Source organism: Azospirillum brasilense (genome assembly GCF_007827815.1).
GTDB lineage: Bacteria > Pseudomonadota > Alphaproteobacteria > Azospirillales > Azospirillaceae > Azospirillum > Azospirillum brasilense_C.
In genome coordinates this window covers 188,406-213,017 of the sequence record NZ_VITH01000005.1, presented here as the reverse complement: position 1 = coordinate 213,017, position 24,612 = coordinate 188,406, and the positions used below count along the sequence as shown (strand labels likewise).

Genomic DNA, 24,612 nt, shown 5'->3' with positions numbered 1-24,612 from the left:
TTTGAAACAGAAAGCGCGTCTGCCCCATTGTTTGTTTCGCTTTCTGTATGTTTGACCTTTCTTACTTTTGGTTGTGCAGAGACCCTTCGACCAGCGGCACACCGCGACCGGACGCCGCCGGCCCGGCCCGTTGCCATCCCCGGCGGGAGGACCTACAGTCGCCACCGTCAGGGGATCAGCACCAGGAAGACGCAAGGACATCATGGCCGACACGCGCCCCGCCCCCCGAGTGGGGCTGTTCGTCACCTGCCTCGTCGATGTCTACCGCCCGACGGTCGGCTTCGCCGCGGTGAAGCTGCTGGAGGACGCCGGCTGCACGGTCGAAGTGCCCGCGTCCCAGACCTGCTGCGGCCAGCCCGCCTTCAACGCCGGCGACCGCGCCACCGCGCGGGACCTCGCCCGCAGCACCATCGCCGCCTTCGAGGGGTTCGATCACGTGGTCGTCCCCTCCGGCTCCTGCGCCGGGCAGATCCGCAAGCATTACCCCGAGCTTCTGGCCGACGATCCGGCCTGGGCGGCGCGGGCGCAGCACCTGTCGGCGCGCACGCACGAGCTGGTGTCCTTCCTGACCGACGTGCTGGGGGTGACGGACACCGGCGCGCGCTACGACGGCACGATCACCTACCACGACAGCTGCTCCGGCCTGCGCGAGCTGGGCGTCAAGGAGCAGCCGCGCCGCCTGCTGGCCAAGGTCGAGGGGCTGACGCTGAACGAGCTTCCGGGGGCGGAGGTCTGCTGCGGCTTCGGCGGCACCTTCTGCGTCAAGTACCCGGACATCTCCAACCGCATGGTCGAGGCCAAGACCGCGGACATCGCGGGCACCAAGGCCGACACGCTGCTGGCCGGCGACATGGGCTGCCTGCTGAACATGGCGGGCAAGCTGAAGCGCGAGGGCTCCGCCGTCCGCGTCCGCCACGTCGCGGAGGTGCTGGCCGGCGTCACCGACACCCCACCGATTGGCGAGCCCATAAAAAGTGGGAGGGCGTGACCCCATGCAGCCGACCACCCACGCCTTTCCCGAGAACGCCCGCAAGGCGCTGAGCGACGAGCGGCTTCAGAAGGTCCTGGCCATCGCGCCGGCCGGCTTCGTCAACCGCCGCAAACAGGCCGCCGACCGCCTGCCGGAGTTCGAGGCGCTCCGCGACCAGGGCCGCGACCTGAAGAACCACGTCCTGGCCAACCTCGACACCTATCTGGAGGCCTTCGAGGGCAAGGTCACCGAGCAGGGCGGCCATGTCCACTGGTGCCGCACCGACCAGGAGGCGCGCGACGCCATCCTGGGCATCTGCCGCAAGGTCGGGGCGAAGACCGTCACCAAGGGCAAGTCGATGATCTCCGAGGAGATCGGGATCAACGACCATCTGGAAGCCAACGGGCTGACCCCCATCGAGACGGATCTCGGCGAATACATCATCCAGCTCCGCCGCGAACCGCCCAGCCACATCATCGCCCCGGCCTTCCACCTGTCCAAGGCGGACGTGGAGGGCACCTTCCGCCAAGCCCACACCGACCTGCCGGCGGACCGCGTCCTGGACGAGCCCAAGGTGCTGATCGCCGAAGCGCGGCAGGTGCTGCGCCGCAAGTTCCAGCAGGCCGACGTCGGCATCACGGGCGCCAACATCATGGTGGCGGAGACCGGCTCGACCGTCATCGTCACCAACGAGGGCAACGGCGACCTGACCCAGATCCTGCCGCGCGTCCATGTGGTGATCGCCACCATCGACAAGGTGGTGCCGACGTTGGAGGACGCGGCGCTGGTGCTGCGCCTGCTGGCGCGCTCCGCCACCGGCCAGGAGGCGTCGGCCTACACCACCTTCTCCACCGGGCCGCGCCGTCCCGGCGACCTCGACGGGCCGGAGGAGTTCCACGTCGTTCTGCTCGACAACGGGCGGTCGGCGCTGCTCGGCACCGAGTTCCAGGACGTGCTGCGCTGCATCCGCTGCGGCGCCTGCATGAACCATTGCCCGGTCTACGGCGCGGTCGGCGGGCACGCCTACGGCTGGGTCTATCCGGGGCCGATCGGGTCGGTGATGCAGCCGGCCCTGCTGGGGGTGAAGGAGGCCGGGCACCTGCCCAACGCCTCCACCTTCTGCGGGCGGTGCGAGGCGGTCTGCCCGATGCGCATCCCCCTGCCCAAGATGATGCGCCACTGGCGGGAGAAGGAGTTCGAGCAGAATCTCCAGCCCGCCGCCATGAGCCGGGGGCTGGCCCTGTGGGGCTGGTTCGCGCGGCGCCCGGCGCTGTACCACGCCGCTACCAAGATGGCGGCGCGGGCGCTCGGGATGCTGGGCCGCGGCAAGGGACGCTTCGCCCGCCTGCCGCTGGCCCAGGGCTGGACGCGGCACCGCGACATGCCGGCGCCGGAGGGCAGGACCTTTCAGCAGATGTGGGCCGAGAAGAAAGCGGCCGAAAAGAAGGGGACGCGCTGACCATGGCCGACACCGGCTCCGCCCGCGCCCAGATCCTGGGCGGCATCCGCAAGGCGCTGAATTCCGCCGAGGGGTCCGAGGAGGCACGCCAAAGGCTCGCCACCCACCCGCGCAACCTGATCCCGGCCCGCGCCCAGCGTCCCCATGACGAGCAGGTCGAGCTGTTCGCCGCCATGGCCACCGAGGTTTCGGCGACCGTGGAGTTGCTGGGCGGGATGGCCGAGGTGCCGGGGGCCGTGGCCGACTATCTGGCCGGGCTGAACCTGCCCGCCGAGGTCCGCGTCGCACCGGACGCCGCCCTGGACGCCATCCCCTGGGACCAGCGCCCGACCCTGACCGTGACCAAGGGGCGGGCCCGCGACAGCGACGGGGCGTCGCTGACCGGCGCCTTCGCCGGGGTGGCGGAAACCGGCACGCTGATGCTGCTGTCCGGGGCCGAGCGGCCGACCACGCTGAACTTCCTGCCCGACACCCACGTCGTCGTGCTGCGGCGCGGCCAGATCGTCGGCACCATGGAGGACGCCTGGGACCGGCTGCGCGCCGCCGGGGGCGAGGATGGCGCAAACGGCGCCCTGCCCCGCACCGTCAACTTCATCACCGGGCCGTCGCGGACCGGCGACATCGAGATGCGGATCGAGCTGGGCGCCCACGGGCCGCGGCGCCTTCACATTCTTCTGGTGGAGGATTGACACGGCTGAGTGTTCAAGGGTTTATCGGAGCGTTGTCCGTGCCGGAACCCGTGTTCACCCGTGTTTGACCCGCCCTGCCCTTCGACCCGCGCGCCCGGACGGGCCGCGCCGAGGTCCCTGTCGTGAGCCGCCGCCGCTCGGTCTCCACCGAGGAACGGCGGCTGTGGCGGATCGCCATGCGCGACGCGGAGCCGATGCCGGGCCGGACCATCGCGGACCCCGATCCTCCCGCCGCCCTCGCGGGCGAGCCGGAACCGGTCGCCACCACCGCCTCGCCGCCCCCCACCCTGCCGCCGCGCGGCGGCCTGCCGAAGGGTGGGCGTCCGTCGCAGCCGCCGCTGAAGGTCGGCAACCTCGACAACATCGACCGCCGCACCGCCGACCGCTTCTCGCGCGGCGAGATGGAGATCGACGGGCGGATCGACCTGCACGGGATGAGCCAGGACCAGGCCCACGGCGCCCTGTCCGGCTTCGTCCGCCGCGCCTGGCACGAGGGGCGGCGCTGCGTGCTGGTCATCACCGGCAAGGGCACCTACACCGGCGGGGTCGGCGTGCTGCGCCAGTCGGTGCCGCGCTGGCTGGCCGACGCCTCCTTGCGCCCGATGGTTCTGGCGGTGCGCCCGGCGCAGCCCCGGCACGGCGGAGACGGGGCGCTGTATGTCCTCGTCAAGCGGCGGCGCGACCATCACCGGTAGGATGGGGCCGCGATGACACCCTTCGGCGAACGGGTCCGCGCCCTGCGCGAGGGCAAGAGCGTGACGCTCAAGCAGATGGCGGCGGACCTGCACATCTCCTCGGCCTATCTGTCGGCGCTGGAGCATGGCAAGCGCGGCCAGCCCTCCGCCCAGCTCGTCCGGCAGATTTGCGCCTATTTCGGCATCATCTGGGACGAGGCGGAGGAACTGGAGCGGCTGGCCGCCCTGTCCCACCCCCGCGTGACGGTGGACACCGCCGGGCTCAACCCGAAGGCGACCGAGCTGGCGAACCGGCTGGCCGAGCGCATCCACGACCTCGACGACGGAACGCTGGATCGGCTTCTCCTTCTGTTGGACGAGGCGCCGGCCCGCGGCGGTGCGGCGGTGCGGCGGCGGACGGCTCCACGGCGGCGGTAGGGAGCACAACCCCGGAAAGAATCCCCCCTGCCGCAACATCCTGAATTGCCTTGTGGGTTAATCGGTCGCACCTTCGGCCTGGGCAACCGGACGTTTCGCGTTCGCTTTCACCGCGCCGAATCCCTTACCATCCAGCCTGGGTTGCCCCGAAGCCAGGCTTGACCAGACGGGATTATCGTATGACCGCCGAGGTCGGGTCCGTAATGCCGGGGGACGGCGTCACGGACGCCCTGTTCCGCTCCATCTTCGACAGCGCGTCGGTCGGCATGGTCGTGGCCGCGCCGGACGGCCGCATCCTGGCCGCCAACCCCGCCTTCGCCCGCAGCCTGGGATACAGCCCGCCGGACATGGCCGGACGGCATCTGGCCGACGTCACCCATCCGGAGGACTGGGCCTGGGAAAGCCTGCGCTTCGGCCGGATGGTGCGGGGCGAGACGGCGCCGGCCCCTTTCGAGAAGCGTTTCCTGCGCGCCGACGGCGGGGTGATGCGCGCCGCCATGCGCCCGTCCTGCCTGCACGGTCCCGACGGGCGTCTGCGGGCGCTGGCTGCGGTGATCGAGGATGTGACGACCGCCCGCGCCGCCGACGAGGAACTCCAGCGCAGCGAGGCGCGCAACCGCGCCATCGTGGAGCAGGCGGTCGAGACCATCCTGACCGTGGACGCCCGCGGCGTCATCCTGGCCGCCAACCAAGCGGCGGAGCTGCTTCTCGGCTACAGCCCGGACGAGCTGACCGGCCGGCACATCGCCGTGCTGATGCCGCCGGAGGAGGCCGCGCAGCACGGCGACCACATGCGCCGCTACCGGGAGACGGGGGTTCGGCAGGTCATCGGCGTCGGGCGGGAGGTGACCGTCCTGCGCCGGGACGGCACCGCCATGGTCGTCTGGCTGTCCCTGTCGGAGATCGACCTGCCGGGCTTCCACGTCTTCGTCGCGATGCTGCGCGACCTCAGCGCCTTCAAGGCCGCCGAGCAGGCGCTGATCGAGGCCAAGGAGGCGGCGGAACTGGCCAACCGCGCCAAGACCGCCTTCCTCGCCAACATGAGCCACGAGCTGCGCACGCCGCTGAACGGCATCCTGGGCTTCGCCGACGTGATCCACCAGCAGATGCTGGGGTCGCTGGAGAATCCCATGTACGTCAACTTCGCGGCGGAGATCAAACGCTCGGGCGAGCTGCTGCTGGCCAACATCAACGACCTGCTGGAGATGGCCACCATCGAGGCCGGTCAGGTCGATCTGGAGGAAGCGCTCTGCGACTTCCGCGACGTGGTGGTGTCCTGCGTCCGTCTTGTCGCCAAGCGGGCGGAGCGCGGCAAGCTCCAGGTCGAGGCCGACATCGCCAGCGAGTTGCCGCCCCTGCTGGCCGACCCGCGGGCGCTGAAGCAGGTTTTGCTCCATCTTCTGTCCAACGCCATCAAGTTCACCCCGGAAGGCGGGCGCGTCGGCGTGTCGGCCCGCGTGGATTCCGCGGGCGCCCTGGTCGCCGAGGTGTTCGACAGCGGCGTCGGCATCCCGGAGGACCGTCTGGAAACCGTCTTCCAGCCCTTCTTCCAGGGTGATTCCTCGCTGGCCCGCCGGTTCGAGGGAATCGGGCTGGGCCTGTCCATCGCCAAGTCGTTGGTGGAGCGCCACGGCGGCCGGCTGGAGATCCGCTCGCTGGAAGGCGCCGGCACGTCGGTGGTCATCCACCTGCCGAAGGAGCGCTTCCTGACGGACTGGTGAGGTCCAGCCGGCGCGTGAGCCCGATGGCGTCGAGGAAGGCCTCGTCGTGGCTGACCACCAGCAGCGCCCCGTCATAGGCGCGCAGCCCGGCTTCCACCGCTTCGATGGACTCGATGTCCAGGTGGTTGGTCGGCTCGTCCAGGATCAGCAGGGGCGGAGGAACGGCGCCGCCGAGGACGCAGGCGAGTCCGGCGCGCAGCGTCTGCCCGCCGCTGAGGGTCGACACGCGCTGCAACGCGGCGTCGGCGCGGAACATGAAGCGGGCCAGCGACGCCCGGCAGGCGTTCTCTCCTTCCCGCGGGTTGAGGCGCCGGAAGTTGTCCAGGATCGTTTCCGACGGGTCGAGCAGGCTCACCCGCTGGTCGAGCATCATCGCACCGGCAACGACGCGGACCGTCCCGGACCAGGGGGCGCAATGGCCGGCGACGAGCGCCAGCAGGGTCGTCTTGCCCGACCCGTTGGGGCCGGTGACGGCGACGCGCTCCGGCCCGGTGATGGTGAAGGACAGGTCGCGGACGACCGCCCTTCCCGCTTCGTAGCCGGCGGTGACGCCGTCGAGCGTCAGCACGGTCCGGCCGGGCGGAAGGCCGGTGGGCGGCAGCACGACCGACAACGGCTGAAGGACTTCGATGCGCGCGCGGGCGCCGGCCACGGCGTCGAGCGCGTCGGCCTTCTGCTGGGCGGCGCGGCGGGCGTTGTCGCCGCCGGTGGCCTCGCTGCGCTCCTTCCGGCCGCCGAGGAGGATGCGCGGCAGGTCGCCCTTCGCCGCCTTCCGCTGCCCCGCCCGGTCCTTGCGCGCCTTGCGTTCGGCGGTGGCCTGCGCCGTCCGGGCCGCCTCCGCCACACGTTTCTCGGCATCCGCCAGATCGTGGCGGGCGGCATCGAGGGCCAGCGCCCGGGCGGCGCGGTAATGGCTCCAGTTTCCGCCGTAGCGGGTGGCACAGAGGGTGGTCAGCTCGACGATGGCGTCCATGCGGTCGAGCAGGTCGCGGTCGTGGCTGACCACCACCGCCCCGGCCCGCCAGGAGGCCAGCAACCCGACGACCGCCTCCCGTCCCTCGCGGTCGAGATCGTTGGTCGGCTCGTCCAGCAGCAGGACATCGGGCTCCGGAAAGATCGCCGCGGCCAGGGCGGCGCGCGTGCGCTGCCCGCCGGACAGGCAGGTCAGCAGCGTCTCGGGCTCCGCCTCCAGCCCCACCCGGCCGAGCGCCGACCGGATGCGGCCTTCCAGCGTCCAATCCACCTCCGCCAGCGCGTCGGCGTCCGCGTCGCCCCGCTCGGCGCGGCGCAGCAGGTCCAGCATGGTGGTCGCGCCGAACAGGCCGGCCACCGTGTCGTCCGGTGTCACCGACAGGTTCTGATTCAGGATTCCCAGGCTGCCGCGGACGGACACCGTCCCGGATTGCGGACGCAGCGCGCCCGTCATCAGCTTGAGAAGGGTCGATTTCCCGGTGCCGTTGCGTCCGACGAGCCCGGTCCGTTCAAGGCCGAACCCGAGACTGATATCGGATAGGACGGAACGCCCGTCAGGCGTGGACCAGGACAGGTTCGCCAGGGTGATGGCGGGCGGTGTGATGGAAGCAGGCATGGACGCGGATTTCCCCGAAGACGAAACGAACGGACGTTGCGGTCGGGTTGAAATCCATCGGTCTGCGCATCCTGCCGTGGTGAGACGCCGGCCATCCTAAGGCCAGCCGGGCCGCCGATCAAGAAAGCCGATCAAGGCGGGTGGACTCCCATAACCCTCTGCCCTCTGGGGAGCGGGTGCCCGCGAAGCGGGCGGTGAGGGGGTTGCGCGTGGCGGTACGTCCGGCACAAGCGCAACCCCCTCACCCTAACCCTCTCCCCAGAGGGGAGAGGGGATCACAAATGCGATAGCCGTGAGCTGTTTTACAGAATGAACTTCGACAGGTCGGCGTTCTTGGCGAGGCCGCCGACCTGGGCGCGGACGGTCTCCGCGTCGATGGTGACGGTCTGGCCGGCCTTGTCGCTGGCGGTGAAGCTGATGTCCTCCAGCAGCCGTTCCAGGACGGTGTGCAGGCGCCGCGCCCCGATGTTCTCCACCGTCGCGTTGATCTCGGTGGCGAGGCGGGCCAGCTCGTCGATGGCGTCGTCGGTGAAGACGAGGTCGACCTCCTCGGTCTTCAGCAGCGCCTTGTACTGCTTGATCAGGCTGGCTTCCGGCTCGGTCAGGATGCGGCGGAAATCCTCCTGCTCCAGCGCCTTCAGCTCGACGCGGATCGGCAGGCGGCCCTGCAGCTCCGGCAGCAGGTCCGACGGCTTGGACAGGTGGAAGGCGCCGGACGCGATGAACAGGATGTGGTCGGTCTTCACCGCGCCATGCTTGGTGCTGACGGTCGTGCCCTCGATCAGCGGCAGCAGGTCGCGCTGCACGCCCTCGCGGCTGACGTCGGCGCCGCCCTTGTAGTCGGAACGGGCGGAGATCTTGTCGATCTCGTCGAGGAAGACGATGCCGTTCTGCTCCACCGCCTGGATCGCTTCCGAAACGACCTTTTCCTGGTCGAGCAGCTTGTCCGACTCTTCCGCCATCAGAACGGTGTAGCTCTCGGCGACGGACATGCGCCGGGACTTGGTGCGCCCGCCCAGCGCCTTGCCGAAGATGTCGTTCAGGTTGAGCATGCCCATCTGGGCGCCCGGCATGCCGGGGATGTCGAAGGTCGGCAGGCCGCCGGCGGTGTCGGCCACCTGAATCTCGATCTCGCGGTCGTTCAGCGTGCCCTCGCGCAGCATCTTGCGGAACTTCTGCCGCGTCTCCGGGCTGGCGTTCTCGCCACACAGCGCGTCGACCACGCGCTCCTCGGCGCGCAGCTCGGCCTTGGCGGCGACCTCCTTGCGCAGCCGCTCCTTGGTCAGGCCGATGGCGGCCTCCACCAGATCGCGGACGATCTGCTCGACGTCGCGGCCGACATAGCCGACCTCGGTGAACTTGGTCGCCTCGACCTTCAGGAAGGGCGCCTGGGCCAGCTTCGCCAGGCGGCGGGCGATCTCCGTCTTGCCGACGCCGGTCGGGCCGATCATCAGGATGTTCTTGGGCAGAACCTCCTCGCGCAGCCCCTCGGGGAGCTGCTGGCGGCGCCAGCGGTTGCGCAGCGCGATGGCGACCGCGCGCTTGGCCTCGTGCTGGCCGACGATGTAGCGGTCGAGCTCGGAGACGATCTCGCGCGGGCTGAAGGCGGCGGTGGCGGCGGCGATGCTGGGGGCGGACATGGCGTGGGACCCGGTCTGAGGGTTAGAGCTTTTCGAGCGTGACGTTCTCGTTGGTGTAGACGCAGATGCCGGCGGCGATCTTCATCGCCTTGCGGGCCACGGCCTCCGCGTCCAGACCATCGACGTCGACCAGCGCGCGCGCCGCCGACAGGGCATAGGCGCCGCCGGAGCCGATGCCGATGAGGCCGTCCTCCGGCTCCAGCACGTCGCCGTTGCCGGTCAGGATCAAGCTGACGTTGCGGTCGGCCACGGCCATCATGGCCTCCAGCCGGCGCAGGTAGCGGTCGGTGCGCCAGTCCTTGGCCATCTCGACGCAGGCGCGCAGCAGCTGGCCGGGGTGCTTCTCCAGCTTGGTCTCCAGCCGCTCGAACAGGGTCAGCGCGTCGGCGGTGGCGCCGGCGAAGCCGCCCATCACCGTGCCGCCGGCGAGCCAGCGCACCTTGCGGGCGTTCGATTTCATGACCGTCTGGCCGACGGACACCTGGCCGTCGCCGGCAATGACCACCTGCCCGTTCTTGCGGACCGAGAGGATGGTGGTGCCGTGCCACTGGATGGGATCGTGGGAAGTCATCGGGACCGTGTTCGAAGAAAGAAGCGCCCGTGCCCGAACGGCCCGGCGTGACGCCGGCCGATATAGGCACATCGGAACACGGGTCTATGTGGGGGGACGGCGGGTCCCGTCAAGTCTGCCGTCATGGACCGGTATCCCACGGGACGGAATTGGCCGGGCGGCGAACTGCGTCACCTCCACCCCCAGCCGGGCCAGCGCCTCCATCACCGGGACAAAGGCGGACAGGCCGTGCGCCCCACCGGGCAACGGACCCGGACGGGCCACGCCCAGCAAATTGCCCGCCTCGTCCACCAGCGGGTCGCCCGGCGCCGGGTCCGGCCCGCTCAGGTCGGCCTGCAGCAGCGTCGCCTCCACACCCGGCATCGCCTGCGGGTCGGCGCGCCGGGCCGCCAGGATGCCGGATGCCGTGTCGGCGCCCCGCTCCAGAACCGCCGTCACCGCTTCGCTGACCGCCGGGGTGTCCAGACGCAGCGGCGCCGCGCGCAGCCGGGCCGGGACGCGGACCAGGGCGATCCCGCCCGACCGGTCCCGCGCCATCACCATGCCGTCCAGCGACACCGCGCGGGACGGCGCGACGGTCACGGTCGCGTCCAGCCCGGCGTCGAACGTCAACACGAGCGACTGGCCGTCCAGTTCGCCCAGCACGATTCCCCGGCCCTTGCGCTCCTCCGGACCGACGCGCACGGCGGCGGCGGACACGCGGGCGGCGGGATCGTCGGCGTAGCCTTGGAGCGGGTCGGCGATGCGCAGAATCAGGGTCGGGTGACGGGTTTCCTCCAGGAAAGGTGCCGGTCCGGCGGAGGCACCGCCGGGATCGACCGTCATGGTTGACACCACGGCCAAGCCACTTGACGCATCCGGGGGCGCACTTGACGCTCCCGCCGCCCCACTTGACACTAGCGGAGCCGCACTTGACGCTCCCGGTGGGGCGGTTGACACTCCTCCCCGACCACTTGACACTATAGCCGGTCCACTTGACGCTAACGCCCCGCCCCGCGACACCGCAGCGCGGAAGCCGGGGTCGGCGCCCAGCGCCTCCACCGCCGTGGCGAAGGCCTCCTCGATCAGCAGGACGTCGCCCTGCGGCACGCCGCTGTCCTGGCGGGCCACGCCTGTGGTGGTGACGCGGTGGACGAGCCGCCCGGTCACGGCGTCGTAGACCGCCCAGTCGACCCGCAGGCTGCCGACCCCCGACACGCCCTCGCTGCGGCCGGTCAGCCAGCTCCGCCGACGGCACAGGTCGCTGTTCACCGCGCGCAGGTCGCCGCGCAGGATGTAGCGGGCGCGCTTGCGGTCGAACTCCGCCTCGTAATCGCTGCCCTGCACGCCCGCCACGTCGTAGCCGGCGTCGGCCAGAACCTCGGCGAAGCGTTCCTGGAAGGTGGAGTTCTCGTGCAGGCTGCGCCCGCTGGTCCAATAGACGTCGTCGTAGGGCGGCCAGCACTCCAGCGCCCAGACATAGCGTCCCGTCACCATGCCCCGCCGCATCGAGCCGAGCGACAGGCCGTCGAAGCGGACCGGCTCCGTCGAACCGCGGGCGACGGGCGGCGATTTGCGGATCTGCGGCAGCTCCCCGCCCATGCAGGCGGCCAGCGCCAGCAGGGCCGCGAGGGCCGGAAAAAGACGTCCGGGCGTCGGCATGTCCGGTGGCATATCCCATTATGCGCGTTCAACGTGCATTCATTCATGAACACACACGCATTATGCGGCATCGCGCCCGACGGTCATAGGCGTTTTCGGAGGCGGCACCTCTGGCGCGCCCGCGCGCTTCCTGATAAAACCCGGACTCATGGACCAGAGCCTTGCCAATGGCGTCCGCCGCGCCTCGATCGAGCGGAACACCACCGAAACCCGGATCCGGGTCGCCGTGAATCTGGACGGCACCGGCGTCTATGACGTGAAGACCGGCGTCGGCTTCCTCGACCACATGCTGGAGCAGCTGTCGCGCCACAGCCTGATGGACCTGACGGTGGCGGCGGAGGGTGACCTGCACATCGACGCCCACCACACGACCGAGGACAGCGGCATCGCCATCGGCATGGCGGTGGCGAAGGCGCTCGGCGACCGCAAGGGCATCCAGCGCTACGGCCACGCCTACATCCCGATGGACGAGACGCTGACCCGCGTCGCGCTGGACTTCTCCAACCGGCCTTACCTGATCTGGAAGGTGTCCTTCAGCCGCGACAAGATCGGCGACATGGACACCGAGCTGTTCCGCGAGTGGTTCCAGGCCTTCGCCATGGCCGCGGGCGTGACGCTGCACGTCGAATGCCTCTATGGCGAGAACAACCACCACATCGTGGAAAGCTGCTACAAGGCGCTTGCCCGCGCGCTGCGGGCCGGGATCGACATCGATCCACGCAAGCGCGACGCCGTGCCCTCCACCAAGGGGACGCTGGGCGGCTCCCTCTAAAAAAAACCGGCGGCTTCCATAAGGCCGGCTCTCTGTCACAAGGTCCTCGTTTCATGGAAACCGTTGCGCTGATCGATTACGGCTCCGGCAACCTGCGTTCCGCCGCCAAGGCTCTGGAGCGCGCGGCGGCGGAGTCCCATGCCTCCTTCCAGGTCCTGGTGACGTCCGACGCCGACGCGGTGCGCAAGGCCGACCGCGTCGTGCTGCCGGGCGTCGGCGCCTTCGCCGACTGCAAGCGCGGCCTGTCGGAGGTTCCCGGGATGCTCGACGCGCTGGAGGAGGTGGTGCACGGCAAGGGCCGCCCCTTCCTGGGCATCTGCGTCGGCATGCAGCTGATGGCGGAACGCGGGCGCGAATACGGCGTGACCGAGGGTCTGGGCTGGATCAAGGGCGAGGTGGCGAAGCTGGAGCCGACCGACCCGACGCTGAAGATCCCGCACATGGGCTGGAACGAGCTGGACGTGCGCCGGGAGCACCCGCTGCTGGCCGGCCTGCCGGAGCGGGCGCACGCCTACTTCGTCCACTCCTACCGTTTCGCGGTGGAGCGGCCGGAGGACGTGATCGCCAGCGCCGATTACGGCGGCCCCTTCGCGGCAGTGGTCGGGCGCGACAATCTGGTCGGCACCCAGTTCCATCCGGAAAAGAGCCAGGAGACCGGCCTCGCCCTGGTCGCCAACTTCCTGACCTGGCGGGTCTGACGATGACCGACGTCACGGTCGAACGCATCGACACGCTGAAGACCGGCGATCTGCACGACCTGTGCGACGCCGCCGACGACGCCGTCAAGGCCGGCGGCGGTTTCGGCTGGGTGGCGCCGCCACCCCGCGAGATCATGGAGCGCTACTGGAAGGGCGTTCTGGTGGTGCCGGAGCGCATCCTGTTCGTCGGCCGGCTGGACGGCGTCATCGCCGGCTCCGCCCAGCTCGTCAAGCCGGCCCGCAACAACGAGGCGCAGGCCCACGCCGCGACCCTGACCACCAGCTTCGTCGCCCCCTGGGCGCGCGGCCACGGCCTCGCCCGCCGCCTGACCGTGGCGGTCGAGGAGGAGGCGCGGGCGTCCGGCTTCCGCGTGCTGAACCTCGACGTGCGCGAGACGCAGACCGCGGCCATCGCGCTGTACGAGGACCTCGGCTTCAGACGCTGGGGCACGCATCCCTTCTATGCGCTGGTGGACGGCAAAAAGCTGGCCGGCCATTTTTATGTGAAAGACCTCACCCCCGACACGCTTCACGACACGCCATAGGACGAGACACCGCGATGATCATCTATCCCGCCATCGACCTCAAAGACGGTGCCTGCGTTCGGCTGCTGCGCGGCGAGATGAGCCAGGCGACCGTCTTCAACACCGAACCCGCCGACCAGGCCCGCCTGTTCGAAAGCCAGGGCTTCGAATGGCTGCATCTGGTCGATCTGAACGGCGCCTTCGAGGGCAAGCCGGTCAACGGCAAGGCGGTCGAGGACATCCTGGGCGCCGTGACCATCCCAGTGCAGCTGGGTGGCGGCATCCGCGACCTGAAGACCATAGCCCACTGGCTTGAGAAGGGCGTCAGCCGGGTCATCCTCGGCACCGTCGCCCTGCGCGAGCCGGAGCTGGTCCGCGAGGCCTGCCGCGAGTTCCCCGGCAAGGTGGCGGTGGGCATCGACGCACGGGAAGGCTATGTCGCCGTCGCCGGCTGGGCCGAGACCTCGACCATCAAGGCGCTGGATCTGGCGTTGAAGTTCGAGGACAGCGGCGTCGCCGCGATCATCTACACCGACATCAACCGCGACGGCGCCATGGGCGGCGTGAACGTCGAGGCGACCTCCGACCTCGCCTTCCACCTGACCACCCCGGTGATCGCGTCGGGCGGCGTCTCCTCCATCGACGACCTGATCGCGTTGAAGAAGGAGGAGGACACCGGCATCCAGGGCGTCATCTGCGGCCGCGCGCTCTACGACGGGCGCATCGATCCGAAGACGGCCTTGGACCTGCTCTCCCCCGCTCCCGTCACCGGAAAGGCCGGCTGATGCTCAAGATGCGCGTCATCCCCTGCCTGGACGTCAAGGACGGGCGGGTCGTCAAGGGGGTCAACTTCGTCGATCTGATCGACGCCGGCGACCCCGTGGAGCAGGCCCGCGTCTATGACCGGGAAGGGGCGGACGAGCTGACCTTCCTCGACATCACGGCCAGCCACGAGAACCGCGACACCATCTACGACGTGGTGCGCCGCACCGCCGAGCAGGTGTTCATGCCGCTGACCGTCGGCGGCGGCGTGCGCACGGTGGACGACATCCGCAAGCTGTTGCTGGCCGGCGCCGACAAGGTGTCGATCAACACCGCGGCCATCCACCGTCCGGAGTTCGTGCAGGAGGCGGCGGAGAAGTTCGGCGCCCAGTGCATCGTCGTCGCCATCGACGCCAAGCAGGTCGAGCCGGGCCGCTGGGAGATCTTCACCCACGGCGGGCGCAAGGCCACGGGCATCGACGCCATCGAGTGGGCCAAGCGCATGGAGGCCTACGGCGCCGGCGAGATCCTGCTGACCTCGATGGACCGCGACGGCACCAAGAGCGGCTTCGACCTCGCCCTGACCCGCAAGGTGGCCGACGGGCTGCGCATCCCGGTCATCGCCTCGGGCGGCGTCGGCACGCTGGACCATCTGGTGGAAGGCATCCGCGAGGGCCACGCCACGGCGGTGCTGGCGGCCTCCATCTTCCATTTCGGCACCTACACCATCGGGCAGGCCAAGGCGGCGCTCGCCGAGGCCGGCATCCCGGTGCGCCCGGCCCGCGTGAGGGAGGCCGCGCATGGCTGAGGACAAGATCTCCGCCGAGGTCCTGGACCGGCTCTACGCCACCGTCCAGGCGCGCAAGGGCGCCGATCCGGAGACCTCCTACACCGCCAAGCTGTTCCACCGCGGCACCGCCAAGATCGCCCAGAAGGTCGGCGAGGAAGCGGTGGAGACGGTCATCGAGGCGGTGCGCGGCGACACGGCGGCGATGGCCTCGGAATCGGCGGACCTGCTCTATCACCTGATGGTGCTGTGGGCCGACGCCGGGCTGGAACCCTCCGCAGTGTGGGAGAAGCTGGCCCAGCGCGAGGGCACCAGCGGCATCGCCGAAAAGAACGCGCGCAAGGCCTGACAATCACGGCTTGAATCGACAAAGGCGGAAGGGGAAACGACGCGATGGCCAAGACCTACGATCCGAACAACGTCTTCGCCCGCATCCTGCGCGGCGAAATCCCGTGCAAGAAGGTCCTGGAGACCGAGCACGCGCTGGCCTTCCACGACATCAACCCGCAGGCTCCGACGCACATCCTGGTGATCCCGAAGGGCGCCTACGTCGACATGGACGATTTCAGCGCCCGCGCGACGGAGGCGGAGATCGCCGGCCTGTTCCGCGCGGTCGGCGAGGTGGCGCGCGGCGCCGGCGCCGCCGAGCCCGGTTACCGCATCCTGTCCAACTGCGGCGAGGACGCGAACCAGGAGGTTCCGCACCTGCACATCCACGTCTTCGCCGGCCGCCGCCTGGGCCCGATGATCACTCAGGGGTGATCATCCGAGAGGCACGACGATCCACGTGAAACATCGGCCTGAGACGTAAGGGCGCCGGGGAAACCCTCGGCGCCCTTTTCTTTTGGTCCGGTTCTTTTCGCTTACACCATGGCGCGGATCTGCCGCTCCGCCGCTTCGCCGTCGATGCGGCAATAGACGGCCTGGACGACGCTGAAGGCGCCGAAGGCGAACAGCCCGGCGGCCACCACGCCGAGCAGCCAGGGGCCGTAAGGCTGCTGCTGGAGGAACTGCAGCGCCTTGAGCAGCCCGCCGGACTCCGACGAGTCCGACTGCCACGCCGCCACCAGAAAGAAGCTGCCGACCACCGCGAAGACCAGCCCCTTGGCGGCGAAGCCGAAGCGGCCGATCGGGCAGATCACCTTCATGGTGTCCGGGTCGGCGTCCAGCTCACGGCGGAAGCTGGCCTTGTAGGCCTTGATGGCGTGGGCCACGGCCGTGCCGATGATGGCGGCCCCCACCGCGGCGACCAGGACGCGGCCCATCGGCTGGGCGAGCAGCCACGCCGTCCAGTCATGGGCGGCCGCTTCGCCGTCGCCGCGCCCACCGCCCTGCCCGGCCAGCAGCTTGATGGCGAAGACCGCCAGACCGGCGTGGATCACCCCGGCGACGACGAAGCCGGCGCGCACCACCAGCCCCTTGGGCGAGGTCCCGACATGGTCTACGTCCAGCACCGCCTGCATGACCCGCCACAGCGCGTAGCCGGCCAGACCGAGCGCGGTCAGCGCGAGCAGGACCGAACCGAAGGGGTGCTGGAACAACTCGACCAGCGCGCCCTTGGTGTCGGTCGGACGGTTGCTGCCATAGGCCGCCGTGACGGCGAACCAGCCGACGATCAGATAGACGAGGCCGCGCGCGGCGTAGCCGAGCCGCGCCAGCCCTTCGATTTCGTTGAGCCTGTCGAGTTGCCGTTGCCGCGGGGTCATGGCCCCCTCCCCCCGTGTGTCAACCAGAGCCGCCGTTGGCCGGAACGACCAGGATCGGCGGTGGTTGACACAACCGAAGCCGCTGCGCTTCGGTTCCTTAGCGGGGGACAGAGGCGGCGGTCAGCTCGCCGGGGCGACGGTCTTCGGCAGCAGGACGTAATACTCCCCGGCGCTCTTCATCACGCCGGCCTTCTCCTCCGCCTCCGGACCGTGGCCCCAGAAGACGTCGCCGCGCACCGGGCCGCGGATGGCCCCGCCGGTGTCCTGAGCAATCAGCAGGCGGCGCAGCCGCGTTTGGGCGTCCAACGGGTCCTCGGCGTCCAGCCAGACCGGCACGCCGTAGGGCAGGAACTTGGAATCGACGGCGAGGCTCCGCCCCGGCGTCAGGGCGACGTTCTGGGCGCCGTTCGGCCCCTCCCCCTTCAGCTCCTGGAAGAAGACGTAGGAGGGGTTCTTGTTCATCAGCGCCGCGGCCTCGCCGGGGTTGGCCTGGAGCCAGGCGCGGATGGTCTGGAGCGACACCTCCTCGCGCTTCAGGGCGCCGCGGTCGATCAGCTCCCGCCCGATGGCGACGTATTTGTGGCCGTTCTGGGCGGCGTAGCCGACGCGCGTCTCCGTCCCGTCCGCGAAGCTGACCCGGCCCGACCCCTGGATGTGCAGGAAGAAGGTGGCGATGGGATCCTGCAGCCAGACCAGCTCCAGCCCCTTGCCGCTCAGCGCCCCGGCCTCGATGGCCGCGCGGTCCTCGAAGGGCTTCAGCCGGCCGGCCGTCACCCGCCCGGCGATGCGCTCACCCCTCCAGCGGTCGGCGAACTCGCCCAGATCGACCATCACCAGATCGGCGGGACGCTTATAGAGCGGCACCGGAAAGGCCGGGTCCGGCGTCCGGCTGCCCTTCAGCTCGACCTCGTAATAGCCGGTGAAGAGGCCGCGCCGCTCGGCGTTGTTGGCCGCGGCGTAGGGAGTGAACCACGCCTCGAAATAGGCCCGCGCCGCCGCGTCGTCGCCGGGCGGCAGCTTGGCCAGCTCAGCGCAAGGAGCCTGCCAGTCGGCCGCCTTGCCACCGACCCCGTCCGGGCCGATGGAGCGGTCGGCGGCCAGCGCCTTGACCTTCGCGCAGGAGCGCTGGAAGGCCGGCACGGCCTCCGCCACACGGTCGGCGCTCCAACCGGGCAGCGCCGTGAAGGCGACGGGGGTGAGGACCAGCTTTTCGGGCGGCGGGGGCGGCGGCGCCTTGGCCTCCTCCTCCTTCCGCTCGCAGCCAATGAGAAACGCCGCGGCAAGGACTGCCGCGGCGCTGAGACGAACAACCGGAAGAGACAGCATCAGAACCGATCGGTCATTGGGGGGTGCGGGTTTCGACGAGCGCCCAGTTCGGGTCGCCGGCGCGGGTGTTGCGGGCGAAGGTCCAGACGTCCACCGCCTCGACGACGCTGTTCGGATCGCCGTCCACCACGGCGCCGGCGCTGTTGCGCACGACGTTCATCTGCTCCGACACGAACTTCACGGTGACCAGGGCGGTGCGGCCGTCCATGCGGGCCTCCACCACGTCGGCGTCGGTGATCGTCTCGATGCGGGTCTCCAGCGTCTCGCCGGCCGCCTGGCGCTCGCGCACCGCACGGGCGAAGTTGTCGTAGACCTCGTCGGAGAGCAGCGGGCGCAGCGTGGCCGTGTCGCCCTTGGCGAAGGCTTCCACGATCATCTGGAAGGCGCCGCGGGCGCCCTGAAGGAAATACTTCTCGTCGAAGCTGGGGTCGGCGGCCTTGATCTGCTCCAGCGCGGTGGCCAGCGACACCGGCTCGTCGGGCGACGGCGCGGCGTTCGGCACGGGCCGCTCGCGGTTGGGCATCGCCACCACGTTGTCGGGCTGGTTGTTGGGGCGGGCCGTGAAGGGGTTCGGCCGCTGGCGTTCCTCACCGGTGCGGCGGCCGAGCACGCTGCGCAGCCGGTACACGAGAAACGCCGCGATCATCGCGAAGATCAGGATCTCGACGAACACAAACCCATCTCCCATCATCCATCCTTCCGGGTGACTGAAGGCCGGCCCCGAAATCACCGACCCCGCTTGATCCACTACTGGACCCTCCGGCGGGTGAGCATTAAGTGTACCGGAACGGTGCCGGGACCAGATCCCAGCTCGCTCTCTCCGCCGAGGATTCCACCCGATGACCCGTGCCGGAGCTGTTCGTCCAACCAAAGATCGGGTGACGTACCCTGGTGTAGATAGGCCCTCGGGGTTGAAAGAGCAAGGACGGCCATGAATCCACTGTTGCTGTTGTTCCTTCTGCTGCCGATCGCGGAAATCGCGACCTTCATCGAGGTCGGCGACTGGATTGGCGCCGGCCCGACGGTCGGGCTGGTCATCCTGTCCGCCATCCTCGGGTCCGTCCTGATCCGCTGGCAGGGCCTGTCCGTGCTGAAGCGCGCGCAGGCGTCGGCGGAGCGCGGCGAGAGCCCGGTCGGCGCCGTGTTCGAGGGCTTCTGCGTCGTCGTCGCCGGCCTGCTGCTGATCATCCCCGGCTTCCTGACGGACATCGTCGGACTCCTGCTGTTCGTGCGCCCGATCCGCAACGCCCTGGGCCGTTGGCTGTTCGACCGTATGAAGGGGGTCGCATCATTCAAGATGGGCGGCCAGATGGACGGCCGGGCGGGCGGCCGGACCTGGAGCAGCAGCGGCCCCCATGGCGGCCCCGGAAACCGCCCGCCACCGGGCGTGATCGACGTCGATTACCAGGAGGTGGACCCCGACGGCGGCCGCCCGGGAAGCGCCGGTCCGTCGGACCGCGACGGTCCGGACGACATGCCCAAGCTCGGTGACTCCCGCTGGGCGCCGCCCGGTTCGCCCAACCGCAACGACCGCGGGTGAAACGCGGCGGTTTCACTTTGTGGAGCCCTCGGTTCCGTGCTAGCCAGCGGGTCTTGAAGACCTTTCCATCGTGATGCCGCCCCGCGGCCAGGAGTTGTCCATGTCCGATCAGCAGATCAACGGTCAAGATCAGGAAGCCGCCTCGTCGCTGCCGATGCATGTGCTGGCGCAGTATGTGAAGGACCTGTCCTTCGAGAACCCGAACGCCCCGCAGAGCCTGCTGCCCGGCCAGCCGCAGCCGCAGGTCAACATCGGCGTGGACGTGCAGGTCCAGCCGATGGGCGAGGACGTCTACGAGGTCGTGCTGAAGCTGCATTGCGAGGCCAAGCAGGCCGAGGCGACCGCCTTCCTGGTCGAGGTCGCCTACGGCGGCCTGTTCCAGCTTCCGGGCCTGCCGCAGGAGCATCACCGTCCGGTGCTGCTGATCGAGGCGCCGCGGATGCTGTTCCCGTTCGCCCGCGCCATCGTGGCCGGCTGCACCCAGGACGGCGGCTTCCCGCCGCTGATGATCAACCCGATCGACTTCGTCGACCTGTACCGCCGCCAGACCGCTGGTCAGCAGGGTCAGGCCGAACAGGCGCCCCAATCGCCGTTCTGAGGCCGCCGTTCTGATGACGCGGTTCTGATCCGGGCCATTGGTTTCGGACAAACAAAAAGGCGGGAGGCTCCAAGGGGCCTCCCGCCTTTTTTGTGCCCTCCCCCGCCCTTCGACCGGGCGGGGGAGACGGCTGCGGACTACTGGTTCATGGACTCGAAGAATTCCGAGTTCGACTTGGTGTGCTTCAGCTTGTCGACCAGGAAGTCCACCGCGTCGGTCACGCCCATCGGCATCAGGATGCGGCGCAGGATCCACATCTTGGAGATGGTGCCCTTGTCGACCAGCAGCTCCTCCTTGCGGGTGCCCGACTTGGAGATGTCGATGGCCGGGAAGGTGCGCTTGTCGGAGAGCTTGCGGTCCAGCACGATCTCGGAGTTGCCGGTGCCCTTGAACTCTTCGAAGATCACCTCGTCCATGCGGCTGCCGGTGTCGATCAGCGCGGTCGCGATGATGGTCAGCGAGCCGCCCTCTTCGATGTTGCGGGCCGCACCGAAGAAGCGCTTCGGGCGCTGCAGCGCGTTGGCGTCCACGCCGCCGGTCAGCACCTTGCCCGAGGAGGGAACGACGGTGTTGTAGGCGCGGGCCAGACGGGTGATGGAATCCAGCAGGATGACCACGTCGCGCTTGTGCTCGACCAGCCGCTTGGCCTTCTCGATGACCATCTCGGCGACCTGGACGTGGCGCGTCGCCGGCTCATCGAAGGTGGAGCTGATGACCTCGCCCCGCACGGAGCGGGCCATGTCGGTCACCTCTTCCGGACGCTCGTCGATCAAGAGGACGATCAGATAGGCTTCCGGATGGTTGGTCGCGATGGAATGGGCGATGTTCTGCAGCATCACGGTCTTGCCCGTGCGCGGCGGGGCGACGATCAGCCCGCGCTGGCCCTTGCCCAGCGGCGCCACGAGGTCGATGATGCGGCCCGTGTAATTCTTCTTGGTCGGGTCGTCGACTTCCATGCGCAGCCGCTCTTCCGGATAGAGCGGGGTCAGGTTGTCGAAGTTGATGCGGTGGCGGACCTTGTCCGGCGCATCGAAGTTGATCGTGTTGACCTTGAGAAGGGCGAAGTAGCGCTCGCCGTCCTTGGGCGCGCGGATCTGCCCTTCGACCGTGTCGCCGGTGCGCAAGCTGAAGCGGCGCACCTGGCTGGGGCTGACGTAGATGTCGTCGGGGCCGGGAAGATAGTTGGCCTCCGGCGAACGCAGGAACCCGAAGCCGTCCTGAAGAACCTCGAGCACGCCGTCGCCGTAGATCGGAACATCGTTCTCCGCCAGCTGCTTGAGGATGGCGAACATCATGTCCTGCTTGCGCAGCGTGCTGGCGTTCTCGATCTGCAGTTCCTCGGCGAACGCCAGCAGTTCGGCGGGGCTCTTGCACTTCAGCTCTTGGAGATGCATGGGGGTGCCTTAAGGGAATCGGTCATGCGAGGGGGAGTGCCAGAGGTCCCGGGCCGGCGCAGGGTGCGTCGGTTGAGCGTCGAACGGCGCTGAAGGCTGGGAATGCCTGTCGGACGTCGCGCCCAGATCGTTGGGGAGGGACGGAACGGCGGATGTGGGATGGGTGCCCGCGAGGCTTGCCGCCCCGTGGTGGGAAAGATGGTTAGCGGAACGCCGTCTGCAAGTCAAATGAAAGCGAATTCTTGGAAACAGGGTGGATTCTTGCGCGTTCCCGTCCGGGACATGTCATCCGGGTCACGATGCCGCATCCCCTGTTAACCAAGCCACCAGTGTACGACCTGGACGTTCAGGATAGAAACGGTTTGGTTGAGATCATGAGCCCGCATGACCGTTCCGGACCCGGAACCATCGCTGCTCCCGAAGCCGCCCCCCTGCCCTGGCACGCCCAACCGCCGGCCCAGGCCTTGGCCGCGCTGGACAGCCCCGACGACGGGTTGACGCCCGACGAGGCGGCGGAGCGCCTGAACCGCTACGGCCCCAACCGGCTGACCCCGCCGCCCCGCCGGTCGGCGCTGATGCGCTTCCTGGCGCAGTTCGACAATTTGCTGATCTACGTGCTGATCGGCGCGGGAGTCGTCACGGTGCTGCTGGGCGAGTTCGTGGACGCCGCGGTGATCGCCGGCGTCGTGCTGATCAACGCCGCCATCGGCTATGTCCAGGAGGGCAAGGCGGAGCAGGCGCTGGACGCCATCCGCAGCATGCTGTCGCCGCAGGCGGTGGTGCTGCGCGGCGGCCATCAGGTCACCGTCCCGGCGGAGGAGCTGGTGCCCGGCGACCGCGTCCTTCTGGCCTCGGGCGACAAGGTGCCGGCGGACCTGCGGCTGGTCCGGGTCAAGGGCCTGCGTGTGCAGGAGGCGGCGCTGACGGGAGAATCCGTGCCGGTCGCCAAGAGCGCCGACGCGGTGGCGGCGGACGCTCCCCTGGCGGAGCGCGGCGGCATGGCCTATTCCGGCACGCTGGTGGCCCAGGGACAGGCCACCGGCGTCGTGGTGGCTACAGGAGACCGGACGGAACTGGGCCGCATCGGCACGCTCCTGGCGGGCGTGGAGGAGCTGACCACGCCGCTGCTCGCCCAGATGGCCGTCTTCGGACGCTGGCTGACCATCGGCATCCTGGCGCTGACCGCTCTGACCTTCCTCTACGGTTCGCTGGTCCAGGGGGAGCCGTGGCCGGAGATGGTCATGGCCGCGGTCGGTCTGGCGGTGGCGGCGATTCCGGAAGGGTTGCCGGCGGTGATGACGATCACGCTGGCCATCGGCGTCACCCGCATGGCCCGGCGCAACGCCATCATCCGCCGCCTGCCGGCGGTGGAGACGCTGGGCTCGGTCGGGATCATCTGCTCCGACAAGACGGGCACGCTGACCCGCAACGAGCTGGTCGTGCAGACCGTGGTCACCGCTGCGGGCGACTGCGCGGTGACCGGCACCGGCTACCGCCCCGAGGGCGAGTTCCGCCGCGACGGCAAGGCCCTGGACCCCGGCGCCGATCCCGTGCTGAGCGAACTGGCCCGCGCCGCCCTGCTGTGCAACGACGCGGAGCTTCAGCGGGGCGAGGAGGGCTGGACGGTGGCCGGCGACCCGACCGACGGCGCCCTGCTGGCGCTCGGCATCAAGGCCGGGCTGGACGCGCGGGAGGAGGCCGCCCGTCGCCCGCGTACGGACGTCATCCCCTTCGAATCCGAACACAAGTACATGGCCACCCTGCACCACGACCATGAGGGGCACGGGCTGCTGTACGTCAAGGGCGCGCCGGAGCGCGTGCTGTCCATGTGCGCGCACGTACGGGCCGCGGACGGCGGCAGCGCGCCGCTCGACGCCGGCCACTGGCTGGCGCGGGTGGAGGAGCTGGCGGCGGGCGGCCAGCGCGTCCTGGCGCTCGCCGGGCGCCCCGCTTTGCCCAGCCAGACCGTGCTCGACAAGGACGACCTGCGCGAGGGGCTGACCCTGCTCGGCCTGTGCGGTTTCATCGACCCGGCGCGCGAGGAGGCTGTGGCGGCGGTGGCCGAGTGCCAGGCGGCGGGCATCCGCGTCAAGATGATCACCGGCGACCATGCCGGCACCGCCCAGGCCATCGGACGGCAGTTCAACCTGTCGGGCGACGCGGTGTCGGGGACCGAGCTGGACCGGCTGGACGACGCGGCGCTGGTCGCCGTGGCGCGCGACGCCGACGTCTTCGCCCGCACCACGCCGGAGCACAAGCTGCGCCTCGTCCGCGCGCTCCAGACGGCGGGCCACACAGTCGCGATGACCGGTGACGGGGTGAACGACGCCCCCGCCTTGAAGCGCGCCGACGTCGGCGTCGCCATGGGCTGCAAGGGGACGGAGGCCGCGAAAGAGGCCGCCAGCATGGTGCTGGCCGACGACAACTTCGCCTCCATCGCCCACGCCGTGGAGGAAGGGCGGACCGTCTACGACAATCTGCGCAAGACGATCCTGTTCATGCTGCCGACCAACGGCGCCCAGGCGCTGGTGATCCTGGTCGCCGTGCTGGCCGGCCACACGCTGCCGATCACGCCCGTCCAGATTCTCTGGGTCAACATGGTGACCGCGGTGACGCTGGGCCTCGCGCTGGCCTTCGAGCCGCCGGAGGCCGCGGTGATGAAGCGCCCGCCCCGCCCCAAGGACGAGCCGATCCTGCCCGGCTTCCTGATCGGGCGGATGGTGCTGGTGATGGCGCTCCTGGTCGCCACCAGCTTCGGATTCTTCCTGCTGCACGAGGGCCACGGCGACCCGACGCCGGTCGCCCGCACGATGGCCGTCAACGCGCTGGTGATGGGGGAGATCTTCTTCCTGCTGAACGCGAGGGCGGTCACCGCCTCGGTGATGAACCGGCGGGGGCTGTTCGGCAGCCGCCCGGTGTGGATCTCCATCGGGCTGATGCTGGTCTTCCAGCTTGCCTTCACCTACGCCCCGCCCCTGCAGAGCCTGTTCGGCACGGCGGCGGTGGGTTGGAGCCAGTGGGTGGCCATGACGGCGGCCGGTCTGGCGATCTTCCTGGCGGTGGAGGCGGAGAAGGCGGTCACCCGTCGGGTGAAGGGACGGCGGGGCTGACCGC

Annotated in this window: 24 protein-coding genes; 16 read left to right on the top strand and 8 right to left on the bottom strand. The window is 69.7% G+C overall.

What is annotated here, in order from left to right; genetic code table 11:
- Window positions 1-202 precede the first annotated feature (202 nt).
- The 6 genes from FBZ83_RS12190 to FBZ83_RS12165 all read left to right on the top strand — a co-directional run bounded on the left by FBZ83_RS12190 (window position 203) and on the right by FBZ83_RS12165 (window position 5,951).
- Complete coding sequence (locus tag FBZ83_RS12190; protein WP_145682887.1) at window positions 203-988, top strand: (Fe-S)-binding protein; 786 nt, start codon at window positions 203-205, stop codon at window positions 986-988.
- 4 nt (window positions 989-992) lie between these two features.
- Window positions 993-2,429 carry a LutB/LldF family L-lactate oxidation iron-sulfur protein gene (locus FBZ83_RS12185; RefSeq protein WP_145682885.1) on the top strand — a complete coding sequence of 479 codons (1,437 nt, stop codon included), beginning with the start codon at window positions 993-995 and terminating at the stop codon, window positions 2,427-2,429.
- A gap of 2 nt (window positions 2,430-2,431) precedes the next feature.
- Window positions 2,432-3,118: a LutC/YkgG family protein gene (locus FBZ83_RS12180; protein ID WP_145682883.1), complete on the top strand. Its 687-nt coding sequence runs from the start codon at window positions 2,432-2,434 to the stop codon at window positions 3,116-3,118.
- 122 nt (window positions 3,119-3,240) lie between these two features.
- Window positions 3,241-3,813 (top strand): Smr/MutS family protein, encoded by a 573-nt coding sequence (locus tag FBZ83_RS12175; protein ID WP_145682881.1) that lies wholly within the window; start codon window positions 3,241-3,243, stop codon window positions 3,811-3,813.
- A 12-nt stretch (window positions 3,814-3,825) separates the two neighbouring features.
- Window positions 3,826-4,230 (top strand): helix-turn-helix domain-containing protein, encoded by a 405-nt coding sequence (locus tag FBZ83_RS12170; RefSeq protein WP_145682879.1) that lies wholly within the window; start codon window positions 3,826-3,828, stop codon window positions 4,228-4,230.
- 179 nt (window positions 4,231-4,409) lie between these two features.
- Window positions 4,410-5,951: a PAS domain S-box protein gene (locus FBZ83_RS12165; RefSeq protein ID WP_145682877.1), complete on the top strand. Its 1,542-nt coding sequence runs from the start codon at window positions 4,410-4,412 to the stop codon at window positions 5,949-5,951.
- On the opposite strand, the gene FBZ83_RS12160 is transcribed toward FBZ83_RS12165, so the two are convergent.
- From FBZ83_RS12160 to FBZ83_RS12145, 4 genes are all read right to left on the bottom strand, one after another.
- On the bottom strand, window positions 5,911-7,539 hold the full coding sequence (locus FBZ83_RS12160; RefSeq protein WP_145682874.1) for an ABC-F family ATP-binding cassette domain-containing protein: 1,629 nt from the start codon (window positions 7,537-7,539) through the stop codon (window positions 5,911-5,913). The genes FBZ83_RS12165 and FBZ83_RS12160 overlap by 41 nt on opposite strands.
- A gap of 302 nt (window positions 7,540-7,841) precedes the next feature.
- On the bottom strand, window positions 7,842-9,179 hold the full coding sequence (gene hslU / locus FBZ83_RS12155; RefSeq protein ID WP_145682872.1) for an ATP-dependent protease ATPase subunit HslU: 1,338 nt from the start codon (window positions 9,177-9,179) through the stop codon (window positions 7,842-7,844).
- Between the two features lie 22 nt (window positions 9,180-9,201).
- Window positions 9,202-9,750: an ATP-dependent protease subunit HslV gene (hslV, locus tag FBZ83_RS12150; RefSeq protein ID WP_014238902.1), complete on the bottom strand. Its 549-nt coding sequence runs from the start codon at window positions 9,748-9,750 to the stop codon at window positions 9,202-9,204.
- Between the two features lie 84 nt (window positions 9,751-9,834).
- Window positions 9,835-11,391, bottom strand: coding sequence for a serine protease (locus FBZ83_RS12145; RefSeq protein WP_145682870.1), 1,557 nt, complete (start codon window positions 11,389-11,391; stop codon window positions 9,835-9,837).
- A 148-nt stretch (window positions 11,392-11,539) separates the two neighbouring features.
- On the opposite strand from FBZ83_RS12145, the gene hisB reads away from it, so the two are divergent.
- From hisB to FBZ83_RS12110, 7 genes are read left to right on the top strand one after another with little or no spacing between them, the layout of a single operon-like run.
- Complete coding sequence (gene hisB / locus FBZ83_RS12140) at window positions 11,540-12,163, top strand: imidazoleglycerol-phosphate dehydratase HisB (protein WP_145682868.1); 624 nt, start codon at window positions 11,540-11,542, stop codon at window positions 12,161-12,163.
- Window positions 12,164-12,216: 53 nt separating this feature from the next.
- Window positions 12,217-12,861: an imidazole glycerol phosphate synthase subunit HisH gene (hisH, locus tag FBZ83_RS12135; protein ID WP_145682866.1), complete on the top strand. Its 645-nt coding sequence runs from the start codon at window positions 12,217-12,219 to the stop codon at window positions 12,859-12,861.
- Window positions 12,862-12,863: 2 nt separating this feature from the next.
- A complete protein-coding gene (locus FBZ83_RS12130; RefSeq protein ID WP_145682864.1) occupies window positions 12,864-13,406 on the top strand; it encodes a GNAT family N-acetyltransferase in 543 nt (180 codons plus the stop codon).
- 14 nt (window positions 13,407-13,420) lie between these two features.
- Window positions 13,421-14,170, top strand: coding sequence for a 1-(5-phosphoribosyl)-5-[(5-phosphoribosylamino)methylideneamino]imidazole-4-carboxamide isomerase (hisA, locus tag FBZ83_RS12125; RefSeq protein WP_145682862.1), 750 nt, complete (start codon window positions 13,421-13,423; stop codon window positions 14,168-14,170).
- A complete protein-coding gene (hisF, locus tag FBZ83_RS12120) occupies window positions 14,170-14,955 on the top strand; it encodes an imidazole glycerol phosphate synthase subunit HisF (RefSeq protein ID WP_145682860.1) in 786 nt (261 codons plus the stop codon). Before hisA ends, hisF begins: the two co-directional genes overlap by 1 nt.
- Entirely contained in the window at window positions 14,948-15,283 is a 336-nt protein-coding gene (locus FBZ83_RS12115) for a phosphoribosyl-ATP diphosphatase (RefSeq protein ID WP_145682858.1), read from the top strand. The genes hisF and FBZ83_RS12115 overlap by 8 nt, the downstream gene beginning before the upstream one ends.
- Window positions 15,284-15,327: 44 nt before the next feature.
- Window positions 15,328-15,696: a histidine triad nucleotide-binding protein gene (locus FBZ83_RS12110; protein WP_109069963.1), complete on the top strand. Its 369-nt coding sequence runs from the start codon at window positions 15,328-15,330 to the stop codon at window positions 15,694-15,696.
- Between the two features lie 101 nt (window positions 15,697-15,797).
- On the opposite strand, the gene FBZ83_RS12105 is transcribed toward FBZ83_RS12110, so the two are convergent.
- The 3 genes from FBZ83_RS12105 to FBZ83_RS12095 all read right to left on the bottom strand — a co-directional run bounded on the left by FBZ83_RS12105 (window position 15,798) and on the right by FBZ83_RS12095 (window position 18,654).
- Window positions 15,798-16,640 carry a DUF1206 domain-containing protein gene (locus FBZ83_RS12105; RefSeq protein WP_145682856.1) on the bottom strand — a complete coding sequence of 281 codons (843 nt, stop codon included), beginning with the start codon at window positions 16,638-16,640 and terminating at the stop codon, window positions 15,798-15,800.
- Window positions 16,641-16,760: 120 nt separating this feature from the next.
- Complete coding sequence (gene mltA, locus FBZ83_RS12100) at window positions 16,761-17,966, bottom strand: murein transglycosylase A (protein ID WP_145682854.1); 1,206 nt, start codon at window positions 17,964-17,966, stop codon at window positions 16,761-16,763.
- Window positions 17,967-17,979: 13 nt separating this feature from the next.
- A complete protein-coding gene (locus tag FBZ83_RS12095; protein WP_038531572.1) occupies window positions 17,980-18,654 on the bottom strand; it encodes a Tim44/TimA family putative adaptor protein in 675 nt (224 codons plus the stop codon).
- A gap of 243 nt (window positions 18,655-18,897) precedes the next feature.
- On the opposite strand from FBZ83_RS12095, the gene FBZ83_RS12090 reads away from it, so the two are divergent.
- Together FBZ83_RS12090 and secB are read left to right on the top strand one after the other, a co-directional pair.
- The gene (locus FBZ83_RS12090; protein ID WP_145682852.1) at window positions 18,898-19,506 is read left to right on the top strand and encodes an FxsA family protein; all 609 of its coding nucleotides are present in this window, start codon (window positions 18,898-18,900) and stop codon (window positions 19,504-19,506) included.
- Between the two features lie 100 nt (window positions 19,507-19,606).
- Window positions 19,607-20,104, top strand: coding sequence for a protein-export chaperone SecB (gene secB, locus FBZ83_RS12085; protein WP_145676057.1), 498 nt, complete (start codon window positions 19,607-19,609; stop codon window positions 20,102-20,104).
- A 137-nt stretch (window positions 20,105-20,241) separates the two neighbouring features.
- Here secB and rho read toward each other — a convergent pair whose 3' ends face one another.
- Window positions 20,242-21,498: a transcription termination factor Rho gene (rho, locus tag FBZ83_RS12080; RefSeq protein ID WP_014238917.1), complete on the bottom strand. Its 1,257-nt coding sequence runs from the start codon at window positions 21,496-21,498 to the stop codon at window positions 20,242-20,244.
- A gap of 374 nt (window positions 21,499-21,872) precedes the next feature.
- On the opposite strand from rho, the gene FBZ83_RS12075 reads away from it, so the two are divergent.
- A complete protein-coding gene (locus tag FBZ83_RS12075; protein WP_145682849.1) occupies window positions 21,873-24,608 on the top strand; it encodes a cation-transporting P-type ATPase in 2,736 nt (911 codons plus the stop codon).
- Window positions 24,609-24,612 lie beyond the last annotated feature (4 nt).